A 20,218-nucleotide genomic window follows, 5' to 3' on the forward strand; every position below is an offset into this window, starting at 1 on the left:
GCGGGCGTTCAGTGGCGGGCAGTCAGCCGCGGGCCTGGCCTGCTAGCTGGAGGCGGCCCAGCCGCAACCCCAGGGCTGCAGTCCGCGCTGGGCGTAGACCCGGTTGGCGACGGCGATCTGCTGGGCCTTGGTGGCGGCCGCGGCGTTCGGGGCGTAGGCGCCGCCGCCCGAGCTGAGCCAGGTGCCGACGTCGAACTGCAGGCCTCCGTAGTAGCCGTTGCCGGTGTTGGTGGACCAGTTGCCGCCGGATTCGCACTGGGCGATCTTGTCCCACATGCCCTGGTTCATCATGGCGGGGGCGGCCGCACCGGTGTTGGCGGCAGGCTTGGGCTTTTCCTTGGTGCCGACAGTGACCTTTTCGGTGACGGGCTGGACGCTGACGGTCTCGGACACCAGGGTCCGGGAGGCTTCGCGGCCATCCACGAGGACCAGCTTGAAGTTCTTGCTGGTGGTGCCGGCGACGCCGGCCTGGGTGACCTTCTTCTCACCCTTGAACATGTCAGCACTCTCGGTGGTGAGCGTTTCGAAGGCGACGGGCTCGGTGGTGTTGGCCGTCTTGCTGACGTCGACGCGGGAGACCTTGATCACCATGTCATTGACCACCGGGGCGTTCCCGGGCTGGGAGACGCGGTCGCTGGCCCCAAGCGAAAGCCCGGCGTCCTCGAGCACTTTGGCGACTGTGGCCGCCGTCGTGGTGGTCGCTGCCGCCTTGCCGTCCGCAACGAGGCTCACCTTTTTCGGCGTCGAGATGGAGACGAAGGAGCCGGAGACGGCGAGCTGGGCGTCCTTGGGCACGGAGACCTGAGAAGCGCTGGCCACGCCGAGTTCGGTCACGAGCCCTTCGACGGTGGGTGCGGTGGTGGAGATGGTCCGTTCGGCGCCGTCCAGGCTGACCTTGACGGCCTTGGCGAGATTGACGTTGATGACTGACCCGTCCTGCACATGGGCGTCCGCCGAAGGCGACACCCTGTCAGATGGCTGCAGTTCAACCTTGGCACTCTTGACGACTTCCCCGACGGTTCCGCCGAAGGTCTGGACGGAGCTGACTTTGCCATCCACGTTGAGTGTGATCGTCTTGTTATTGCCGACGAAGGCCACGAGGCCCAGCACCAGTGCCACCAGCACCACGAGCTGCGTGCCAACCTTGACGAAGCTGAACTTGCCGTCCGATGTGAAGAACTTGACCACAATTGCCCGAATCTCTTGGACCTTCCGGGCACGGGGAAAAGTGCACGTGGCCATCCCCCGCGAGCGCGCCAACGGCGGCTCCGGACAGCGTCCGGAGCGTCACGGAACATGCGTGCACTGCCTCACCCAAAACGAGAGCGCGCATGTGGTTCGTTGGCCACAATGCACGCCCTGCTGGAGTGAAATTATCCGTAGGCCTTCCCCGACCCCGGCTAATAGTTGACCACTGTAATCGAAGCGTTATAAAGGAACCAAGAATTTGTGCATACCCCGTATCTACACCGGGAGGCTGGATGAGGGCGTTTCAGTCCCAGGATCCGTACGCCCGCACCGTATTTGCGGCGATCTGCGCACACAGCCCGGAAAGCTCCGACCCAGTCACATCGGCCATGGCCCGCACCGTGTACGGAACCATGTAGCTCGCGTTCGGCCGGCCGCGATGCGGGTGCGGGGTGAGGAAGGGCGCGTCGGTCTCGACCAGGATCCGGCTCGGCTCAGCGATGGCCAGCGCTTCCCGCAGGTCCGTCGCGTTCTTGAATGTCACTGTTCCGGCAAAGGACATGTACCAGCCCTCCGCGTTGCAGGTCCGGGCGAGCGCCTCGCCGCCGGAGAAACAGTGGAAGACCACCCGCTCCGGGGCCCCCTCTTCGCGCAGGACCTGGACGACGTCGTCGTGGGCGTCGCGGTCGTGGATTTGCAGCGTCAGTCCGAGCCGTTTGGCGATGTCGATATGGCGGCGGAACGAATAGCGCTGGTGGACCAGGCCCTCGCCCTCGGTCCGGAAGAAGTCCAGGCCGGTCTCCCCGATCGCCCGGATCCTCGGATGGGCGGCGAGCTCCTCGATCTCGGCCAGGGCCTCCTCCAGGCCGCCGCGCCGGGCGTAGCCGGGGGCGTCGTTGGGGTGGAGGGCAACAGCGCCCAGGAGCCGTGAATCGAGGTCGACCGCGTTGACCGTAAACCGGGACGATTCGAGGTCGCAGCCCACCTGCACGGCGCCTTGCACGCCCACGGCGGCGGCGGCATCGAGGGCGTCCTTGATGCCCACCTCAAGCTCCGCGTCGGGAAAATCCAAATGCGTGTGGTTGTCCATGACCGGCACGGGAAGCGGTTCAGGTGCGGGCGGATACCCGCTGCGTCCGGTACCGTCGTGTCCAGGCGACCGGAAGGGGACGGGAGTGAGGGGACTGAGCATTCATCCACCCTAACTGGAGGCCAGATTTCCCCGGAACTCTCTGTCAGGGCCGGCAGTTGTGTTAGTAGTCTGTTAATACTCTGTAATTTCCCCGTTAGGAAACAGGTGAATGCCACTGCGGGGCCCGGCCGCCGCGGGCGGTCAGATCCGGGACCCACCAGGGCTGAAAGGCTGCCGATGGATTACCACCGCACTTCCGTAGACGACATCCTCCCCCAAGGACAGAGCCTCCCGGGCCGCGCTTCCTTGGATCCAAACGCAGCCGGACACCGGCCCCCGCGGCATGAACTGCCGGCCATGGAAGCCGACGCCTTCCACTCAGCCAGCACCCGGATCCTGACGGCGATCAATACGGTCATCGACGGCAAGGCCGAAGCGGCCAAACTGGCGCTCACGGTCCTCCTCGCCCAGGGCCACCTGCTCCTCGAAGACGTCCCAGGGGTGGGCAAGACGCTCCTGGCGAAGACGCTGGGCCGCACCATCGACTGTTCCGTCAGCCGGATCCAGTTCACCCCGGACCTGCTCCCGTCCGACGTCACGGGCGTGTCCATCTACAACCAGGCGACCCGGACCTTCGAGTTCCGGCACGGCGCGGTGTTCGCCAACATCGTCATCGGGGACGAAATCAACCGCGCCTCGGCCAAGACCCAGTCAGCCCTGCTGGAGTGCATGGAGGAGCACCAGGTCACGGTGGACGGCACGTCCTACCGGCTGGATGAGCCCTTCATGGTGGTGGCGACGCAGAACCCCATTGAGATGGAGGGCACGTATCCGCTGCCGGAAGCGCAGCGGGACCGCTTCATGGCCCGGATTTCCATGGGCTATCCGGACCGTGAGTCCGAGATGGAGATGCTCGAAACCCACCAGGCCTCCTCTCCGCTGGCGCGTGTGACGGCAGTGGTCACCGCGGCGGAAGTGGCCGCCATGATTGCCACGGTGCAGCAGGTGTACGTGTCCCGGTCGATCAAGGAGTACACCGTGGCCCTGGGCCGGGCCACGCGGGAAAGCGGGCTTCTCCGGCTCGGCGCCAGCCCGCGGTCCATGCTGCAGCTCCTGCGTGCGGCGAAGGCCACCGCCGCGCTGGAGGGCCGGGACTTTGTGCTGCCGGACGACGTCGTCAGCGTCGCCGAAGCGGTGCTCGCCCACCGGATCATCCTCGACCGCAAGGCGGCCAGCGCGGGTGAGACGCCGCAAAGCGTCATCCGGGCCATCATCGCCAAGATACCCGTCACCCCGGACGTGACGGCCTCACCCAACGGAACCGGCCGCCCTGGCCGGAAGAAGGCCTCGGCCATGGCAGCCGCGCCGCCGCCCAACCTGCCCAATCCGCGCTAGGGAATGGCTCCGCCGTGGCGTTAAGGGATCGGTTCCCCGGGCACTTCTTCAGCAGCCGCGGCTGGGGCCTGCTCGGCGCGGGTGCGGTGTCGCTGCTGGCCGCGCAGATCATGGGGCGCCGGGACCTGCTGGCCCTGGCCGTCCTGCTGCTGGTGCTGCCGGCGCTCGCCCTGGCCGGAACCCGGGTCCTGAAGCCGAGGTTCCGGGTCTACCGCGAATTCAGCCCGTCGCCGGTTGAAACCTCCGCCCGTGCCACGGTGCGGCTGGCCGTCGCGCGGACCGGGGCGGGCACAGGCCACGCGGTCATGGAGGAACACTTGCCGGCCCGGTTCGGCGAATCGCCCGTCTTCCGGTTCCCGGCCCGTGCGGCAGCCGGCGGCACCAGCCGCTATGAGTACCACCTCCGCTCGGCCAGGCGCGGCCAGTTCCTGATCGGGCCCGTCACGGCGGAATTCAGCGATCCCTTCGGGCTCTCCTTCCACCGCCACGCGATTGACGACGGCGACCTCCTCACCGTGACGCCCGCCGCCATCGAGCTGCCGGAGACGGGGCTCGCCGGTGCCCGCGGACACGACGGTGTCACACCCACGCGGGCCCGGGCCAATCCCAGCGACGACGACGTCATGACCCGCGAATACCGCCACGGGGATCCGCTGCGCCGGGTGCACTGGGCCGCGACCGCCCGCCACGGGTCCCTCATGGTGCGGCAGGAGGAATCCGTCACGACCCCCGAGGCGACCATCATCCTGGACCAGCGACTCTCCGCCTACCCCCACGGGGTGTTCGGCCACAGTGCCCATTCCTCCGGCGGCCACCCGGGCGGCGGGGAGGGGGACGGCCACGACCTGCTGACCTCTGATGCCTTCGAGTGGGCTGTCACGGCGGCGATGTCGATCGGGGCGCACCTCGCGGAACGCAACTACTCGCTGCGGTTCCTGGACAGCGCGGGCGAGCCGGCCTTCCGGCATTCGCCGTCCGCTCCCGACCCGGAAGCCGAGGAATACACCGGAACGGCCGGGCTGCAGTCCATCGCCGAAAGCCTGGCTGCCATCGAGCTTTCCGGCCCGCACCACACCCACCACCACAACCACCCGCACCGTGACCGCACGGGGCCCCGCCCGCAGAAGGCCGCGGCGGGAACCAGCACCGGATCTTCCGCGCCGGGGGGATTCCGCTCCGGGGCCGGGGCGGGCACCGGTAATGCCCCGCACGCCTTCGACGACACCCTGATGGACAAACTTTCCGCCCACCGGCTGCGCGGACCTGTCCTGGCGGTCCTGGGCAGCCTGACCCCGGCCGAGGCCCGGGCGCTGTCCCCGGCCGCCGGGTTCGGCGCGAACGCCTTCGCGCTGCTGGTCACGGACCGGGCACAGGACTCCGGCGACGTGCCCGAGGTGCTGGAGGCGCTGCGGCTGGGCGGATGGCGGGCCCTGGCGGTATCCGCCCAGAGCTCGCTGCCTGACGCCTGGGCAGCCTTCGACCAGGCAGACCCGGGGATGTCCGCCGGGGCCGACGTCCGCCGCGGCGTGGGGGGCCGGCCATGACGCTCGCCCCGCAACGCAGCCAAGGCACCGGCACCGGCACGGCCGGCGAAGAAGAACCGACAGCCCTCTCCCCCGGTGCGGCGTCCCGGCCGGACGGACCCGGCGCCCGGCCCTGGGTGATGGCGACCGCCGTCGCGGTAGCCGTCGCGGGCGCGGCCCTCGGATTCAACGGCGTCCTGCGTGGCTGGGCCTGGTACTCCCCGGTGTTCAGTACCGTGCTCTCCGTTGCGTTCTCGCTCGCGGTGCTCCGGTCCCTGCGTGCCCGGCCCTGGCTGGTGACCGCCGGCGGCCTGGTGGCGCTGATCGTGGCCGTGACCTTCATCTTCTTCCGGCAGCACAGCATTGCCGGGTTCATCCCCTCCCCGGAGACCATGAACTACCTGGGAAAGTTCCTCCGGCGGGCCAGCGAAACGGTTCTGGCCGAGAGCACCCCAGTGGCCCCCAACGCCGGAATCGTCATGCTGATCTGCGCGGTCCTCGGGCTGCTCGTGATCCTCATCGATGCCCTGGCGTTCCCGCTGGCGCTGCCGGCCACGAGCGGGCTCGGGATCCTGGCAATACTCGTGGTGCCGGCCATGGTCAAGCCGCAAAGCGTGGGAGTGCTGGGGTTCGTGGGCGCCGTAGTCGGGTACCTGTTGATCCTCGGCTGCAGCCATTGGTACACGCCGGATACCCGCACCCTGGCCGACACCGCCCGCAACCCCGGGCAGCTCCGGCGCGGCACGGTCACGGCCGTCGCGGCGCTGACCCTCACGCTGGTGCTGCAGCTGGTCATCCCGGGTTTCGACCAGGGCACGTTCCCGCAGGGCTCGCGGCTGAACCCGTTCGGCGGCGCCACCGGCCTCAATCCGATGATCAGCCTGGGCAACAGCCTGCGCAGCCCCTCCGGCGAGGGCCGGATCACCTTCGCCACGAACGCGCCGACGACGCCGTACCTGCGCTCGGTGACCGTGGACACCTTTGACGGCGATTCCTGGTCACCCGATGACCGGGAGTCGAGCCGGCAGCCAGGAACCGGCCGGCTCGAGGCCGGGCATGAAACCGCCCCTGCCGAGCTCCGCGTAATTACGGCCGTCAACACCGGCCAGTACACGAGCCCGTACCTGCCCGCACCGTATGCGCCGGAAGCTGTCAACGGACTCTCAGGGCGCTGGAGCTGGGACCCCGCCACGCTGAGCATCAAGGGTGTGGACACAAATTCCCGCGACCAGCAATATGTGGTCTCGTCCGTCACTCCGCAGCTCACGGCAGCGCTGCTGGCGGGCGCTTCCGGGCCGGTGACCGGTGTCCCCGAACTGTTCCTCCGGGAACCGTCGAATGTTCCGGAGGTTGTGCGCAGCACGGCTAAAACCGTGACGGCGGGTGCCAACTCGCCGTATTCGCGGGCCATGGCCATCCAGAGGTATCTGCGCTCCGCCGAGTTCAGCTACTCGCTGCAGTCCCCCGTGCAGGGCGGCTACGACGGCAACGGCCTGTCCGTGCTGGCGGACTTCCTGACCCAGAAGAGCGGCTACTGCATTCATTTCGCCTCCGCCATGGCCGTGATGGCCAGGCTGGAGGGCATTCCGAGCAGGATCGCCGTGGGCTACGCGCCGGGGCGGCCCACGGGGGCCACGGTGGCGGTCTCGGGCCAGGGCCCGCTTCCGGAGTTCGAGGTCGATGCCCGGGACGCCCACGCCTGGCCGGAGCTCTATTTCCAGGGCATCGGCTGGGTCGCGTTTGAGCCGACACCGTCCCGCGGCGTCGTTCCGGCGTACGCCACGGATGCCGCCGCACGCAGCGGTGCCAGCACCAACGACCGCAACGACGCCCTGACCCCCGGTGACGGTTCCACCCAGGCACCGTTCCCGGCGCCCGGCACGGTCCCGCTTCCCGGAGCGGGCACGCCGGCGCCCAGCGGCGCGCAGGCGGCACAGGCGCTGTACAGCGTTGCCGCGGTGCTGCTGCTGGCGCTGCTGGTGGCCTCCCCGCGGCTGGTGCGCAGCGGCGTGCGGCGCCGCAGGCTAAGGACGGCGTCCCGCGGCTATCCCGGCGTCACGGCCGGGACGGCGCTGCCGGCCTGGGCGGAACTGCGGGATCTGGCCACGGACTACGGGGTGGCGCCCGGAGCGAGCGAAACGCCGCGGAATTTCTCCGAGCGGTTGCGCGCCTCGACGGTTTTGGGGGAACCCGGCGGTGCGGACGGGCCCGGCCAGCGGGCCGCGGCGGCCCTGACCGAGGACTTCGAACGTGAGCAGTACGGCCGCCCGGGCGGCGTGGCCGGTCCGGCGCGGACCGCAGGCTCCGCGGATCCGGCCGACTCCGCCGCGGCCAGGATCGCCCTGGTGCAGGCCTCGCTGCGCGCCAACGCCGGCTTCCTGGTCCGGCTGCGCGCGGCCTGGCTCCCGCCGTCGGTCATGTCCGGCTGGCGACGGGCCCTCCGGCTGCCCCGCGGATTCCTCTCCCGGACAGCACAATACTCCCGGACAGCCCGACGCACCCGGCGGGGGTTCGCGGGATCCTGGGGAAAGATCCGCAACTCCGTCCGCCGGGTGCGCCGCGGGTAGCTGGCGTGGCTAGCCGGCGTAGGGGTCGGCGATGCCGATGTACTGCGTGTAGAGGTATTCCTCGATGCCCTCGAGGCCGCCTTCACGGCCCAGGCCGGACTGCTTGACGCCGCCGAACGGGGCGGCAGCGTTGGAGACCACGCCGGCGTTGAGGCCCAGCATGCCGGTCTCGAGCCGTTCGCCCATCCGGATGCCCCGGTTCAGGTCCCGGGTGAAGACATAGGCCACCAGCCCGTACTCGGTGTTGTTCGCGAGCCGGACGGCCTCGTCCTCGGTGTCAAAGGTGATGATCGGGGCGACGGGTCCGAAGATTTCCTCGGACAGGATCCGGCTGCCCTCGCTCACGCCGGTGAGGATCGTGGGCTTGTAGAAGTAGCCCGGGCCTTCGACGGCGGAGCCGCCGGTCACGGCGACAGCACCGGAGTTCACGGCGTCGGTGACGAGTTCGTGGACCTTGTCCCGGCTCTTGGCATCGATCAGCGGGCCGACCTTGGACTCGGCCTCGGTGCCGCGGGCGGTGGTCATATCCGCCATCTTCGCGGCGAACTTCTCCGCGAACTCGGCCGCGACGGACTCGTGCACGATGAACCGGTTCGCCGCGGTGCAGGCCTCGCCCATGTTCCGCAGCTTCGCCAGCATCGCCCCGGCGACGGCGGCGTCGATGTCGGCGTCCCCGAAGACGACGAACGGGGCGTTCCCGCCGAGTTCCATCGAGGTCCGCAGCACCGTCTCGGACGCGTCCGCGAGCAGCCGGCGGCCGACCTCGGTGGAACCGGTGAAGGACAGCTTGCGCAGGCGCTGATCCTTGATCAGCGGGCCCGTGGTGGCGCCGGCCGTGGAGGTCGGGATGACGTTCAGGACACCGGCGGGCAGGCCGGCCTCGACCATTACGGCCGCGAACAGCTGGGACGTCAGCGGGGTCAGGTTCGCGGACTTGAGCACCATCGTGCAGCCGGCCGCGACCGCGGGGGCGATCTTGCGGGTGGCCATCGCCAGCGGGAAGTTCCACGGCGTGATCAAAAGGCACGGGCCCACGGGCTTCTTGGTCACCAGCAGCCGGGACTTGCCGTCCGGGGAAACCGAGTAGCGGCCGAACGCGCGGACGGCCTCTTCCGAGAACCAGCGCAGGAACTCGGCGCCGTAGGTGACCTCGCCGCGGGCCTCGGCCAGCGGTTTGCCCATCTCCAGGGTCATCAGGAGCGCGAAGTCCTCGGCCCGTTCAGTTACCAGCTCGAAGGCGCGGCGCAGGATCTCGCCGCGTTCCCGGGCCGGGACCTTGGCCCAGGACTCCTGCGCGGCAGCGGCCGCGTCCAGGGCCGCCTTGCCGTCTTCGGGACCGGCGTCGGCAATGCTGAGCAGTACCTTCCCGGTCGCGGGATCCTCGACGTCGAAGGTCTTCCCGGACACGGCCGGACGCCATTCGCCGTTGATCAGCAGACCCGTCGGAACGGACGCCAGCAGGGCGCTCTCCCGGTCCGCGGAAACAATAGGCTGGGCAGTTACAGTCACAATGACTCCCTCGTCAGCAATTCGGTTGAACTAGTGTGGGCACAAGTTTTTTGAATGAGTTTTCGTTGTAGGCGCTCGTTCCCACAGGCAGGCACGGGCGTCTGGATTACTGCCACGCTACTGCCGCGCTCACTGGCAAGTCTATGCATGCGCGCACTACTGTATCCAGACTATGCTGTGCAGCTGCACAACCGTTCTGCGTGCGCGTGGAGCCCGGTTCCGGCCGGCCCCCGAGGCAAGCAGCGCGCCGGAACCCGCCGCCCGGCACCCACCACCTGGCTCAGCGCACGGCTCAGCGCGCGGCGAGGACCGCGGCATAGAGTTCGCGCTTGCTGACCTTCGCGTCATCTGCCACTGCGGCGACAGCCTCCTTCAGCCGGATGCCCTGGGCTATCAGCCCGTTGACGGCGGCCACATGATCCTCGGGGCGGCCGGGTTCGCGTTCCGGGGCGCCGCCCACCACCACGGCGATTTCGCCGCGTACCTCGCTGGACTCGGCCCATTCAAGCAGTTCGCGCAGGGTGCCGCGGATGACCTCTTCATAGGTCTTGGTGAGTTCGCGGCAGACGGCGGCCCGGCGGTCGGCGCCAAAGCTCTCCCGCAGGGCCCTCAGCATGGGCTCCAGCCGGTGCGGCGCCTCGAAGAACACCATGGTGCGCCGCTCGGTGTCGAGATCGGCCAGCCGCGAGGAGCGTTCACCGGCCTTGCGGGGCAGGAAACCCTCGAAGCAGAAGCGGTCCGTCGGCAGGCCCGACAGGGCCAGGGCGGTCAGCACGGCGGAGGGTCCCGGGGCCGCGGTGACGGTGAGGCCGGCCGCCACGGCGCCTTCAACCAGCCGGAACCCCGGATCAGAGACGGAGGGCATGCCGGCGTCGGTCACCATCACCAGGGTCTTGCCGGACCGGACCTGCTCCAGCAGGTCAGCCGTCTTGGCTGCCTCATTGTGCTCGTGATAGCTGATGATCCGGCCGGCCACGGTGACGCCGAGGTTCTGCACAAGGCGGTGCAGCCTCCGGGTGTCCTCCGCGGCGACGATGTCCGCCGTCGCGAGCAACTCCACGAGCCGCGCCGAGGCATCGCCCGCATTGCCGATCGGCGTCGCGGCGAGAACGATCCTGCCGGGCCCGCCAGGGGCGAGAACACTGGCGGAAACAGCGGCGGAAACAGACGCGGAATCAGGGGCGGGAACGGCGGCGGCGGCATCGCCGTCGAAGGGAGAATCGAGGGGAGGAAGGGGGGAAGGGCTGGGTTCGTGGTCCACAGGACCAGCCTACTGCCGCCGGGGCGGGGGCCTGCGAGCACAGCTGCGAAAGGTAGCATGGGCAACGTGACCCAGACCCCCACGCGGCAGCCCGAGACTGGCCCCGATGCATCGCAGGCAACAGGTCCCAGCCGTCCCGACGGCCGGGCGGCCGGCAAGGACCGGAGCCGCTTCAGCACCGGCCGCAACCTTGAAGGGCACCGCTGGATCGGCCGCCCCGCCGAGGCCAACACCCCGGAGGCCCTCAGGGAACGCCTGATCGGCGGCCTCCAGAGCTGGCGGGACTACCCGGCGTCGCTTCGGCTCTGGTACTGGCTCATTCCCGTCCTGACGGCCGCGCTGGGCGGCGTCCTGCGGTTCGTCCGGCTGGACACGCCGCGCAACCTGGTCTTTGACGAAACGTACTACGTCAAAGACGCGTACTCCTTCCTGATCAGCGGATACGAGCGCAGCTGGCCGGACCGGGCGAACGACTCCTTCATCGCCGGCAACCCCGGCGTGCTGCTGAACACGCCGGAGTACGTCGTCCACCCGCCGGTCGGCAAGTGGATGATCGCCGCGGGCATGTGGCTTTTCGGGGCGGACAACCCCTTCGGCTGGCGGTTCGGTGCCGCCCTGACGGGGACACTGTCCATCCTCCTGCTGGCCCTGATCGCGCAAAAGCTCTTCCGCTCGCTCACCCTGGGTGCCGTGGCCGGCATCCTGCTTGCCGTGGACGGCCACCACCTGGTCATGTCCCGGACTTCGCTGCTGGACATCTTCCTGATGTTCTGGATCCTCGCCGCGTTCGGGGCCCTGCTGATGGACCGCGACGACGGCCGGAGGCGGCTCGCTGCCCGGCTCGGCCGGCAGGCCGCGGCCTCCGCCACGGGGCGGCCCTCGGCGCTGCAGCTCACCTCCGGGCCCTGGCTCGGCATCCGGTGGTGGCGCCTCGCGGCGGGCGTCTGCCTGGGCCTGGCGGTCGGCACGAAATGGTCCGCCCTGTTCTTTCTGGCCGGATTCGGCCTGCTGACCGTCTTCTGGGACCTCAGTGCGCGGCGCATAGCCGGCGTGCATGCCTGGATCAGCGGCGGCATCCTCAAGGACGGCATCCCGGCCTTCCTGAGCATCGTTCCGGTGGCCGCCCTGGTCTACGGCGCCACCTGGACCGGGTGGTTCCGTTCCACGGACGCCTACTTCAGGCACTGGGCCGACGCCAACCCCTCGGCCGAGTGGGGCTGGCTGCCGAACGCCGTACGGTCCCTGGCGCATTACCACCTGGAGGCCTACAAGTTCCACCAGGGCCTCAGTGCCGACCACCCCTACGAGGCCAGCGCCTGGAGCTGGCTGGTCATGGGCCGCCCCACGTCTTTCTTCTACGAATCCCCCGGGCAGGGCACCCCGGGCTGCGAGCTGACCAACTGCACCACCGCCATCCTCTCCGTCGGCAACCCGTTGATCTGGTGGAGCGCGGCCGTGAGCCTGGGTGTCCTGCTGTTCTGGTGGGCGGGCCGCCGCGACTGGCGCGCCGGCGCAGTCCTGGCCGGAGTGGCCGCAGGATATCTCCCCTGGTTCATGTACCCGGAGCGCACCACATTCTTCTTCTACGCCGTGTCCTTTGAACCGTTCCTGGTGCTGGCGCTCGTCTATTGCCTGGGGCTGGTGCTCGGCCAGCGCGCCGACCCCCTCTGGCGCCGGCGGTCCGGGTTCTACCTGGTGGCGCTGTTCGTGGTGGCGGCCGTGCTGGTGTCCGCGTTCTTCTACCCGGTCTGGACGGCCGAGGTGATCCCGTACCAGGACTGGCGCATCCGGATGTGGATGCCGTCCTGGATCTAGGGCAGGATTGCAGGGGAATGTCCGCCGAACTCCGGGCGGACCAGGAAATGGAGACTCGGCTGTGAGAGAAGCAAGCACCGGACTGCTCGTGGAGCTGGACCCGGAGAGCAACGTGACTGACCTGCTCCTGGAGCAGCACGCGAAGGATCCCGTGCACGCCCTCTACTCCCGCAAAGGCCCCGCCGGCTGGACCGACGTCTCCGTCCAGCACTTCCTGGAGCAGGTCACTGCCCTGGCCAAGGGCCTGATCGCCGGCGGACTCACGCCGGGCGAAACCGTCGCGGTCATGTCCGCCACCCGGTACGAGTGGACGGTGGTGGACTTCGCCATCTGGTTCGCCGGCGGCGTCACCGTCCCGATCTACGAGACCTCCTCCGCGGCCCAGGTCGAGTGGATTCTCCATGATTCGGGGGCCCGGCGGGTGTTCGTCGAGGACCACGCCAGGGCCGCCCTCGTCCAGGGCGTCCTGGACGCCTCCACCGTCCTCGGTGACAGGCTTGTTGCCGTCGTGCGGATGGAGCACGACGGCGCCGCACCGAACCTGGCGAGCATGGCCGCGGCCGGCACCGGGGTGACCGACGCCGAGCTGGAACGCCACCGGACCGCGGCGTCCCTGGCGGATGTCGCGTCCCTGGTCTACACCTCGGGCACCACCGGCAAGCCCAAGGGCTGCGAGATCACCCACGCCAACTTTGCCCTCGTGGCCAAGAACATCGTCCTGTTCCTGCCCGAGCTCCTCATGCAGCCGCGTTCCCGGACGCTGATGTTCCTGCCCCTGGCGCACGTCCTGGCCCGGGCCGTACAGGTGGTCTGCCTGAGCTCCGGATCCACCCTCGGCCACACCGCCAGTGCCAAAGAGCTCCTGGACGACCTGGACAGCTTCAAACCCACCTTTCTGCTGGTGGTCCCCCGGATCTTCGAAAAGGTCTACGCCGGAGCCGCGCAGAAGGCGGACGCCGCCGGCAAGGAACGGATCTTCACAGCCGCAGCGGCGGCTGCGATCGACTACTCCAAGGCCCTCGACGCCGCCTCCCGGGGCAACGGCACGGGCCCGGGGCTCCTGCTGCGTGCCCGGCACGCAGTCTTCGACCGGATCCTGTATCCCAGGCTCCGGCAGGCCTTCGGCGGCCAGCTGCGGTACACGGTCTCCGGCGCGAGCCCGCTGAGCTCCAACGACGCCCATTTTTTCCGCGGCGTGGGCATCCCCGTCCTGGAAGGCTACGGCCTGACCGAAACCACGGCGCCCTGCACAGCCAACACCCCGGCGCGGACCAAGGTGGGCACCGTCGGCATCCCGGTGCCGGGCACCACGGTCCGGGTGGCCGACGACGGCGAGATCCTGGTCAAGGGCATCGGCGTCTTCAAGGGTTACCACGCCAACGAGGCCGCCAACGCTGAGGCCTTCGTGGACGGTTTCTTCCGGACCGGCGACCTCGGCTCCCTCGACGAGGACGGATTCCTGACCATTACGGGCCGGAAGAAGGACCTGCTGGTCACAGCCGGCGGCAAGAATGTCGCCCCGGGCCCGCTCGAGGAGAAGATCCGGGAGCACCAGCTGGTCGGACAGGCCGTGGTCGTTGGCGACGGCCGGCCCTTCGTCTCGGCACTGGTGAACCTGGACCCGGAAGGACTGCGCAACTGGTGCGCCGCCCGGAAGGTGCCCCTCATGGCGCCGGCCGAAGCCGCCGCGGACCAGACGGTCCGGGCCGCGATCCAGGAAGCCATCAATGCCGCGAACCTCACGGTCTCCAAGGCCGAGTCCATCCGCAGCTTCGTCATCCTGGACGCCGACTTCACCGTGGAATCAGGGCACCTGACCCCCTCGCTCAAACTCAAGCGGGCCGCCGTTGTGCGGGACTACGAACAGCACATCAACCGCATCTACGGCTGACCCCGGGCAACCGGCCCGTCGTCAGACGGTGTGCCGGGTGCGCGCCGGGCCCTCTGCGTCGCTGCCGGCCGTGCCGTCCGCCGCGGGCGCAGCCTCGGCGGTGGCGCCAGCGCCGGCGCCGGCATCAGTATCGGTGCCCTTGGACGTGGCGGCGGCCTTCTTGCCGAGGCCGCGGCGCCGGCGCGTGGGCCAGGTCAGGACGAGGGTGACCAAGGAAGCGACCAGCACGAGGCTTCCGATGACGATCCCGGCGTCCATCCAGAACTGGCCCGGGAAGAGCCGGATCAGGGTGTCCTGGAGCGTAAATGTCCAGGTCCCGTTGGCGAAGAAAATACGGTGGAAATCGGTGAAGAACTGCTCCCAGCCGAGTACCGCGAGGGTCCCGAGGCCGATGATGAGTGCAAGGGTGACGATCGAGCCGGCGAACAGGCCGCGGCGGACTCCCCCGTTGTGGCGCCGCTTGAGGTAGATCACGGCCGCCAGGCCCAGCAGGATCAGCAGGGTACCGGCGCCGAAAGTGGACAGGATCACGGCCTTGACGTCGGCCATGTGGCTGACTTCGCCGTCCTTGAACAACCGCTCCCCGCTTTGGTCCACAAGATCGCCGAGGTAGCGGGGGCCCGACCAGTTGCTGAGGTAGTCCACCGCGTAGGAACCGTACGTCATGCGGTCATCGGTGCTGAAGCCGTAGCCGTCACCGGGGAAGCCCGGACGGTTGTATTCCACCCAGAGGAACAGGGGGCTGGTCACGGCGCGGACGGCGAGCACCAGCAGGATGACCGGGTAGAACACGGCGAGCAGCACCTGAAGCACCCGCGGGAGGACGGGCTTGGCCTTGGCCGCCTGCTCGCGTTCGGCATTACGGCGTTCGGCGTTGCGGCGTTCGACTTCGTCCTCGGGGTCGGTGTCAGGACGTGCGCCGGCTGATGCGCCGGCTCCTGCCCCGCGCGCCTCGTCATTCGACGTGGCAGCATTCGACGTGGCCACGTCCGACGGGGAAGTATCCGACGGCCCCGTGGCGGCGGCCTCGGCCGCCTTGCGGTCGGCGCGGCTCTCCGGCTGGCTGGCGGTGGGCGCTGCCGACGGCGCTGCCGTGCCCTCTGCTGATCCCGCTGCTGCGGCCGATCCTGCGTTGCCGGCGGCTGCGGCCGGCCCTGCCGGCCCGGCTGCCGTGCCCGCCGTGGGCTTGCCGGAGGCTGCGGCCGATCCTGCCTTGCCGGCTGCCGTGCCCGCCGTGGGCTTGCCGGCGGCGGCCGGCTTCATCCAGTCGAACGCCGGTTCGTCGGTGTCGTCCGACGGATCCAGGTGCGGATCCGGCCGGTCGGGAGGGGTGGGACTCTTGTCAGTCACGTGGAGCTTCGCTTCCGTAGGCTTCTGCGCTGCCCGGCCTGCGCCCGGCTGCGCAACTTATCTGGCTCTGAGCCTACCGTCAGAGGATTGGGCTCAGCGAGGTGCCACCCCGTCAGTTGGCGTATTGGGCCCAAGGGATGTTCCAGTCCCCGAAGCCGTCATCGAAGTTGGCGTACTCCCCCTCGGTGTTCACCACCTGGACGACGTCGCCGGTGGTCATATTGTCGAACACCCACTTCGCGCCGTCCGGGCCCAGGCCGATACAGCCGTGGGAGAGGTTCGTCTTGCCGATGTAGGGCATCGCGGACTCCGTGGCCTGGTGGATGAATTCCCCGCTGGGCGTCAGGCGCGTGGCGTAGTTGACGTCCAGCTGGCCGTAGTAGGCCGGGTCCCCCGGTTTGAGCCCAATCGTGGAGGCATCCATGTGCTCCACACGGTGCTTCTCCATAAACACGAGGAAGCCCCGTGCCGACGGGAACCGGGTGTCGCCCATGGTCGCCGGCCAGTGGCCGGCCGGCTTGTCGTTGATGCTGACCGAGAACGTATGGGCCTTGGCGTCGGCGACGGCCACCTTCTTGTCCCCGATGTGGACCGTTACCGTCTTGTTGAAGTTGCCGACCTGCCCGTTGCCGAGCTCAACGCCGAACAGCTTCATGTCCATGGTGATGGTGCTGTTCGCGGCCCAGAAGGCCTCCGGCCGGTACCTGACAGTGTTGTTGTTGAACCAGTGGAAATCACCCACCTGGCCGGACGTCGAGGTGATCTTGATGGCCTTTTCGACGGCGGTCCGGTTCAGGACCGGCTCGCTGAAGGTGATCTGCAGGGGCTGGGCCACACCCACCTTCATCCCGTCCAGGGGGTATATGGCGGCGTCAGCCTCGTTGGCGGTCGAGACGGTGGTGAACGCGCGCGTGCTGTGGGTCTCGCGTCCCGCGTCGTCCACCACGGAGTACGTGAAGTTATACCGCGTGTTGAACGTCAGGTTGCCGGAGGACGTCCAGGCGGACCCGTCCGTGCCCAGGGTGCCGTCAACGGTGTCGCCGCCATCGCTCGTCAGGGCCACGCGGTCAATCCGGCCGTTCGTGACCTTGAGGGAAACCGGCGCCGCAGGGTTGACCTGCTTGGCGCCGTCGGCGGGCGAGACGGCCAGTTCAGCGGGGGCGACCACCGGGACGGCGAGTCCCGGCGTCGTCCGGGACGGGGACCCGGCCTCGGAGGAAATCCCGGACTGGGCCAGCCCCGGAGCCGCCGCGGCGAAGGCTCCGCCGCCGGCTGCCAGGGCACAGAGCACCCCCAGCAGGGCGATCTTTCGGCCGGTACTCCAGGTCTTCAGGGCCATCACAGGACCCGGGCGTTTCCACACGTCATCCTGCCAGCATAAGCGAATTACCTTGGAACCCCGGTCCGATTCGACCACGATCCGGTTACAAAAGTGCCCCCAAAACGGTCACAACAAAGGGCCCCGGACCTTCGTCCGGGGGCCTTTGGGAGGGTTCCTAGTAGCGGTAGTGACCGGGCTTGTACGGTCCGGCCACGTCGACGTCCAGGTACTCCGCCTGTTCCTTGGACAGCTCGGTCAGCTCCACATCGAGGGCACCCAGGTGCAGGCGGGCGACCTTTTCGTCCAGGATCTTGGGCAGGACGTACACCTGGTTCTCGTATTCCCGCTCGCCCTCGGGCTGGCCGGCCTTCGTGAACAGTTCAATCTGGGCGATCGTCTGGTTGGCGAAGGAGTTGCTCATGACGAACGAGGGGTGTCCGGTGGCGTTGCCGAGGTTCAGCAGGCGGCCTTCGGACAGGACGATGATGGAGCGGCCGCCCTTACCCGTGGCCGGGTCAGCTTCGAAGACCCACTCGTGCACCTGGGGCTTGATCTCGACCTTTTTGATGCCGGGGACCCGCGCCAGCCCGGCCATGTCGATCTCATTGTCAAAGTGCCCGATGTTGCCCACGATGGCCTTGTCACGCATCTCGGCCATGTGCTTGGCCATGATGACGTCTTTGTTGCCCGTGGTGGTGATGAAGATGTGGCCTTCGCTGAGGACGGATTCCAGCTTGGCGACCTGGTAGCCGTCCATGGCCGCCTGGAGCGCGCAGATGGGGTCGATCTCAGTGACGATCACGCGCGACCCCTGGCCGCGGAAGGCCTCCGCTGCGCCCTTGCCGACGTCGCCGTAACCGCAGACGACGGCGACCTTGCCGCCCATCAGGACATCGGTGGCGCGGTTGATGCCGTCGGGCAGGGAGTGGCGGATGCCGTACTTGTTGTCGAACTTGCTCTTGGTGACAGAGTCGTTGACGTTGATCGCCGGGAAGAGCAGCTTGCCCTGCTCCGCCAGCTGGTACAGGCGGTGCACGCCCGTGGTGGTCTCCTCGGTGACGCCGAGCAGGAGGGCGCCGATGCGGGTCCATTTCTGCGGGTCGGCCTCGAGGGATGCGCGCAGCACGTCGAGGAACACCCGGCCTTCCTCGGAGTCGTCCTCGGCGGCGGCGGGGACAGCGCCGGCGGCCTCGAACTCGACACCCTTGTGCACCAGCATGGTGGCGTCGCCGCCGTCGTCCAGGATCATGTTCGGGCCCAGCTCAGGGTTGGCGTCGGCGCCCGGCCAGGTGAGGATCTGCTGGGCGGTCCACCAGTATTCTTCCAGCGTCTCGCCCTTCCAGGCGAAGACGGGGACGCCCTGGGGGTCCTCGACGGTGCCGTTGCCGACCACCACTGCGGCGGCGGCTTCGTCCTGGGTGGAGAAGATGTTGCAGGAGGCCCAGCGGACTTCGGCGCCGAGGGCGGTAAGGGTCTCGATCAGCACCGCGGTCTGGACGGTCATGTGCAGGGATCCGGCGATCCGGGCGCCCTTGAGCGGCTGGCTGGCGCCGAACTCCTCGCGCAGGGACATGAGTCCGGGCATCTCGTGCTCGGCGAGGCGGATCTGGTGGCGGCCCGCCTCGGCCAGGGAAATGTCCGCAATCTTGTAATCGAAAGTCATCTGAGTCCTTTGTTGTGGCCGGTGGCATCGCGTGTCTGGAACTGGGCGATTCTGGATTGGAGCAGGATCTAAGCAGTCATTCGGTGCCGCGGGCCTCCCCGATGGGTGCCCGGCGGCGTTTTGGGGCGGCTATTCCGCGGCGTGGCGCGGGGCGCGCTATTCCGCGGCGTGGCGCGGGGCGCGCTATTCCGCGGAGTGGCGCGGGGCGGCGTCGTGCTGGTCAGCGGGGGCCGCCGCGGCGGCGGGCAGCAGTTCCGGCGGAAGCAGCAGCGGGATGCCGTCCTCGATTTTGTACCGCAGCTTGTTCCCGGCGCCATCTGCCGTGACGGTGACGAGCTCGTCGCCGTCCTGCACCAGGCCGGAGCCGGTGACGGGGCATCGCAGGACAGACAACAGTTCGGAACTGAGCTTGGGCATGGTGAACGCTCCCTGATGGGCGCCGCAACAGGGCGCCGGTGGCTGAGTGGCTGACGGCTTTTTGCAGTTTCCACCCTACCGCCAGTTGACGCCTTAGGAAGGTTCGCGCAGGACGCGCAGATGTCCGCGCCGGGCACCCTCGGCCGGGGCCGGTGCCTCCAGCGCCGGGTGCAGCGTGCGCTGCCCCTTCGCCGTTTCCCCCGCAGCCGGACGGGAGGCCGCTTCGCGGACCGCGTTGGCGAGGGCCAGGAGGTCGTCGGGGCCGGGGCCGGCCGGGGTTGCGGGCATCGCCAGCCGCATGACTTCCCAGCCGCGCGGCACGGTCAGCGAATCGGCGTGCTGTTCGCACAAGTCGTAGCAGTGCGGTTCGGCGTACGTCGCCAGCGGGCCCAGAACGGCCGTGGAGTCGGCGTAGACGTACGTCAAAGTGGCCACCGCAGAATTGCGGCAGGCAGACCTAGAACAAATACGAATTGCACCCACGACATCACAGACTACTCCCCCTCGGGCCGGGGGCTGCGCATTGAAACGGCAGTGGTTATGCCGCGCCGCGGCGGCGCGGCGGCGCGGCGGCGGATCGCCGTCGGGGCTGTATCGCGTATTTCATTGCGCGGGTTTAGAGTCAAGATATGCAGTCATCGCACCACGATTCGGGTTTCACGGTCCGGTTGGCTGACCCCGACGCCGGACGCACAGGCGCCGGTTCCGGCCCCGCCGGCGCGCCTCTGGCCGGGTCGCCTGCCGCCGTCCAGGGAAAGACCTTCCGGCAGCGCCGCAGGAACCGGCACGGCCGGGGCCTTCGCGGCGAGCTCATACTCCCCACCCTGCCCGGCTACCGGACCCGCTCCGACCGCTTCGATGACTTCGTCCTGGACTCGGCCCAGCGGCTGCACGACATCTGGGGCAAGCCGCTCGACGGCGTCCGCTTCGCCGTTGACGAGATCCCCCCGGGCCTGGAGCAGCTCGTGGCGGACCGCACGCCCGCGCCGATGGGCGCTTTCACTGCTGCCACGGCCGAGGACGGACCGGTCATCACGCTGTACCGCCGGGTGGTGGAGCAGGTGTGCGGAACCCGGGACGAACTCCAGGACCTCGTGCACGACGTCGTCGTGGAATACACGGCCGAGATGCTCGGCGTACCCCCGGAGTCCCTCGACCCCGTCTATCGCCGCCGGTACTAGCCCGA

15 protein-coding genes are annotated in these 20,218 nt (G+C 68.9%); 6 read left to right on the plus strand and 9 right to left on the minus strand.

The window, feature by feature from the left end:
* Positions 1-42: 42 nt before the first annotated feature.
* The gene (locus AC1DN2_RS02355) at positions 43-1,188 is read right to left on the minus strand and encodes a ubiquitin-like domain-containing protein (RefSeq protein WP_476849065.1); all 1,146 of its coding nucleotides are present in this window, start codon (positions 1,186-1,188) and stop codon (positions 43-45) included.
* 304 nt (positions 1,189-1,492) lie between these two features.
* Complete coding sequence (locus AC1DN2_RS02360) at positions 1,493-2,380, minus strand: TatD family hydrolase (RefSeq protein WP_476849066.1); 888 nt, start codon at positions 2,378-2,380, stop codon at positions 1,493-1,495.
* A 177-nt stretch (positions 2,381-2,557) separates the two neighbouring features.
* On the opposite strand from AC1DN2_RS02360, the gene AC1DN2_RS02365 reads away from it, so the two are divergent.
* Genes AC1DN2_RS02365 through AC1DN2_RS02375 form a run of 3 tightly spaced genes read left to right on the plus strand, consistent with a single transcriptional unit; the run spans position 2,558 to position 7,805 of the window.
* Positions 2,558-3,715: an AAA family ATPase gene (locus tag AC1DN2_RS02365; RefSeq protein WP_476849067.1), complete on the plus strand. Its 1,158-nt coding sequence runs from the start codon at positions 2,558-2,560 to the stop codon at positions 3,713-3,715.
* Between the two features lie 14 nt (positions 3,716-3,729).
* The gene (locus AC1DN2_RS02370) at positions 3,730-5,259 is read left to right on the plus strand and encodes a DUF58 domain-containing protein (RefSeq protein WP_476849068.1); all 1,530 of its coding nucleotides are present in this window, start codon (positions 3,730-3,732) and stop codon (positions 5,257-5,259) included.
* Positions 5,256-7,805, plus strand: a complete 2,550-nt coding sequence (locus AC1DN2_RS02375; protein ID WP_476849069.1) for a transglutaminase TgpA family protein — start codon at positions 5,256-5,258, stop codon at positions 7,803-7,805. Before AC1DN2_RS02370 ends, AC1DN2_RS02375 begins: the two co-directional genes overlap by 4 nt.
* Positions 7,806-7,814: 9 nt before the next feature.
* Here AC1DN2_RS02375 and AC1DN2_RS02380 read toward each other — a convergent pair whose 3' ends face one another.
* Together AC1DN2_RS02380 and rsmI are read right to left on the minus strand one after the other, a co-directional pair.
* On the minus strand, positions 7,815-9,314 hold the full coding sequence (locus tag AC1DN2_RS02380) for an NAD-dependent succinate-semialdehyde dehydrogenase (protein ID WP_223914141.1): 1,500 nt from the start codon (positions 9,312-9,314) through the stop codon (positions 7,815-7,817).
* Between the two features lie 292 nt (positions 9,315-9,606).
* Entirely contained in the window at positions 9,607-10,575 is a 969-nt protein-coding gene (gene rsmI, locus AC1DN2_RS02385) for a 16S rRNA (cytidine(1402)-2'-O)-methyltransferase (protein ID WP_476849070.1), read from the minus strand.
* 57 nt (positions 10,576-10,632) lie between these two features.
* Here rsmI and AC1DN2_RS02390 point away from each other — a divergent pair, with 57 nt between their 5' ends.
* Together AC1DN2_RS02390 and AC1DN2_RS02395 are read left to right on the plus strand one after the other, a co-directional pair.
* The gene (locus tag AC1DN2_RS02390; RefSeq protein ID WP_476849071.1) at positions 10,633-12,390 is read left to right on the plus strand and encodes a dolichyl-phosphate-mannose--protein mannosyltransferase; all 1,758 of its coding nucleotides are present in this window, start codon (positions 10,633-10,635) and stop codon (positions 12,388-12,390) included.
* 61 nt (positions 12,391-12,451) lie between these two features.
* The gene (locus AC1DN2_RS02395) at positions 12,452-14,281 is read left to right on the plus strand and encodes an AMP-dependent synthetase/ligase (RefSeq protein ID WP_476849072.1); all 1,830 of its coding nucleotides are present in this window, start codon (positions 12,452-12,454) and stop codon (positions 14,279-14,281) included.
* Between the two features lie 21 nt (positions 14,282-14,302).
* Here AC1DN2_RS02395 and AC1DN2_RS02400 read toward each other — a convergent pair whose 3' ends face one another.
* The 5 genes from AC1DN2_RS02400 to AC1DN2_RS02420 all read right to left on the minus strand — a co-directional run bounded on the left by AC1DN2_RS02400 (position 14,303) and on the right by AC1DN2_RS02420 (position 19,515).
* Positions 14,303-15,631, minus strand: coding sequence for a TIGR01906 family membrane protein (locus AC1DN2_RS02400; protein ID WP_476849073.1), 1,329 nt, complete (start codon positions 15,629-15,631; stop codon positions 14,303-14,305).
* A 112-nt stretch (positions 15,632-15,743) separates the two neighbouring features.
* Positions 15,744-16,970 (minus strand): L,D-transpeptidase, encoded by a 1,227-nt coding sequence (locus AC1DN2_RS02405; RefSeq protein WP_476849074.1) that lies wholly within the window; start codon positions 16,968-16,970, stop codon positions 15,744-15,746.
* Positions 16,971-17,127: 157 nt separating this feature from the next.
* Positions 17,128-18,615, minus strand: a complete 1,488-nt coding sequence (ahcY, locus tag AC1DN2_RS02410) for an adenosylhomocysteinase (RefSeq protein WP_476849075.1) — start codon at positions 18,613-18,615, stop codon at positions 17,128-17,130.
* Positions 18,616-18,798: 183 nt separating this feature from the next.
* A complete protein-coding gene (locus tag AC1DN2_RS02415; protein ID WP_476849076.1) occupies positions 18,799-19,032 on the minus strand; it encodes a hypothetical protein in 234 nt (77 codons plus the stop codon).
* 93 nt (positions 19,033-19,125) lie between these two features.
* A complete protein-coding gene (locus tag AC1DN2_RS02420) occupies positions 19,126-19,515 on the minus strand; it encodes a DUF3499 domain-containing protein (protein WP_028276503.1) in 390 nt (129 codons plus the stop codon).
* Between the two features lie 146 nt (positions 19,516-19,661).
* On the opposite strand from AC1DN2_RS02420, the gene AC1DN2_RS02425 reads away from it, so the two are divergent.
* A complete protein-coding gene (locus tag AC1DN2_RS02425) occupies positions 19,662-20,213 on the plus strand; it encodes a metallopeptidase family protein (protein ID WP_028277395.1) in 552 nt (183 codons plus the stop codon).
* Positions 20,214-20,218: the final 5 nt, after the last annotated feature.

This window comes from Arthrobacter sp. 01L42, assembly GCF_056400005.1.

Bases quoted from the DNA above. Each gene is read 5' to 3' on its own strand.
- AC1DN2_RS02405 (WP_476849074.1), bottom strand. From the start codon at position 16,970: ATGGCCCTGAAGACCTGGAGTACCGGCCGAAAGATCGCCCTGCTGGGG.
- ahcY (WP_476849075.1), bottom strand. From the start codon at position 18,615: ATGACTTTCGATTACAAGATTGCGGACATTTCCCTGGCCGAGGCGGGC.
- AC1DN2_RS02360 (WP_476849066.1), bottom strand. From the start codon at position 2,380: ATGCTCAGTCCCCTCACTCCCGTCCCCTTCCGGTCGCCTGGACACGAC.
- AC1DN2_RS02425 (WP_028277395.1), top strand. From the start codon at position 19,662: ATGCAGTCATCGCACCACGATTCGGGTTTCACGGTCCGGTTGGCTGAC.
- AC1DN2_RS02415 (WP_476849076.1), bottom strand. From the start codon at position 19,032: ATGCCCAAGCTCAGTTCCGAACTGTTGTCTGTCCTGCGATGCCCCGTC.
- AC1DN2_RS02365 (WP_476849067.1), top strand. From the start codon at position 2,558: ATGGATTACCACCGCACTTCCGTAGACGACATCCTCCCCCAAGGACAG.
- AC1DN2_RS02375 (WP_476849069.1), top strand. From the start codon at position 5,256: ATGACGCTCGCCCCGCAACGCAGCCAAGGCACCGGCACCGGCACGGCC.
- AC1DN2_RS02390 (WP_476849071.1), top strand. From the start codon at position 10,633: ATGGGCAACGTGACCCAGACCCCCACGCGGCAGCCCGAGACTGGCCCC.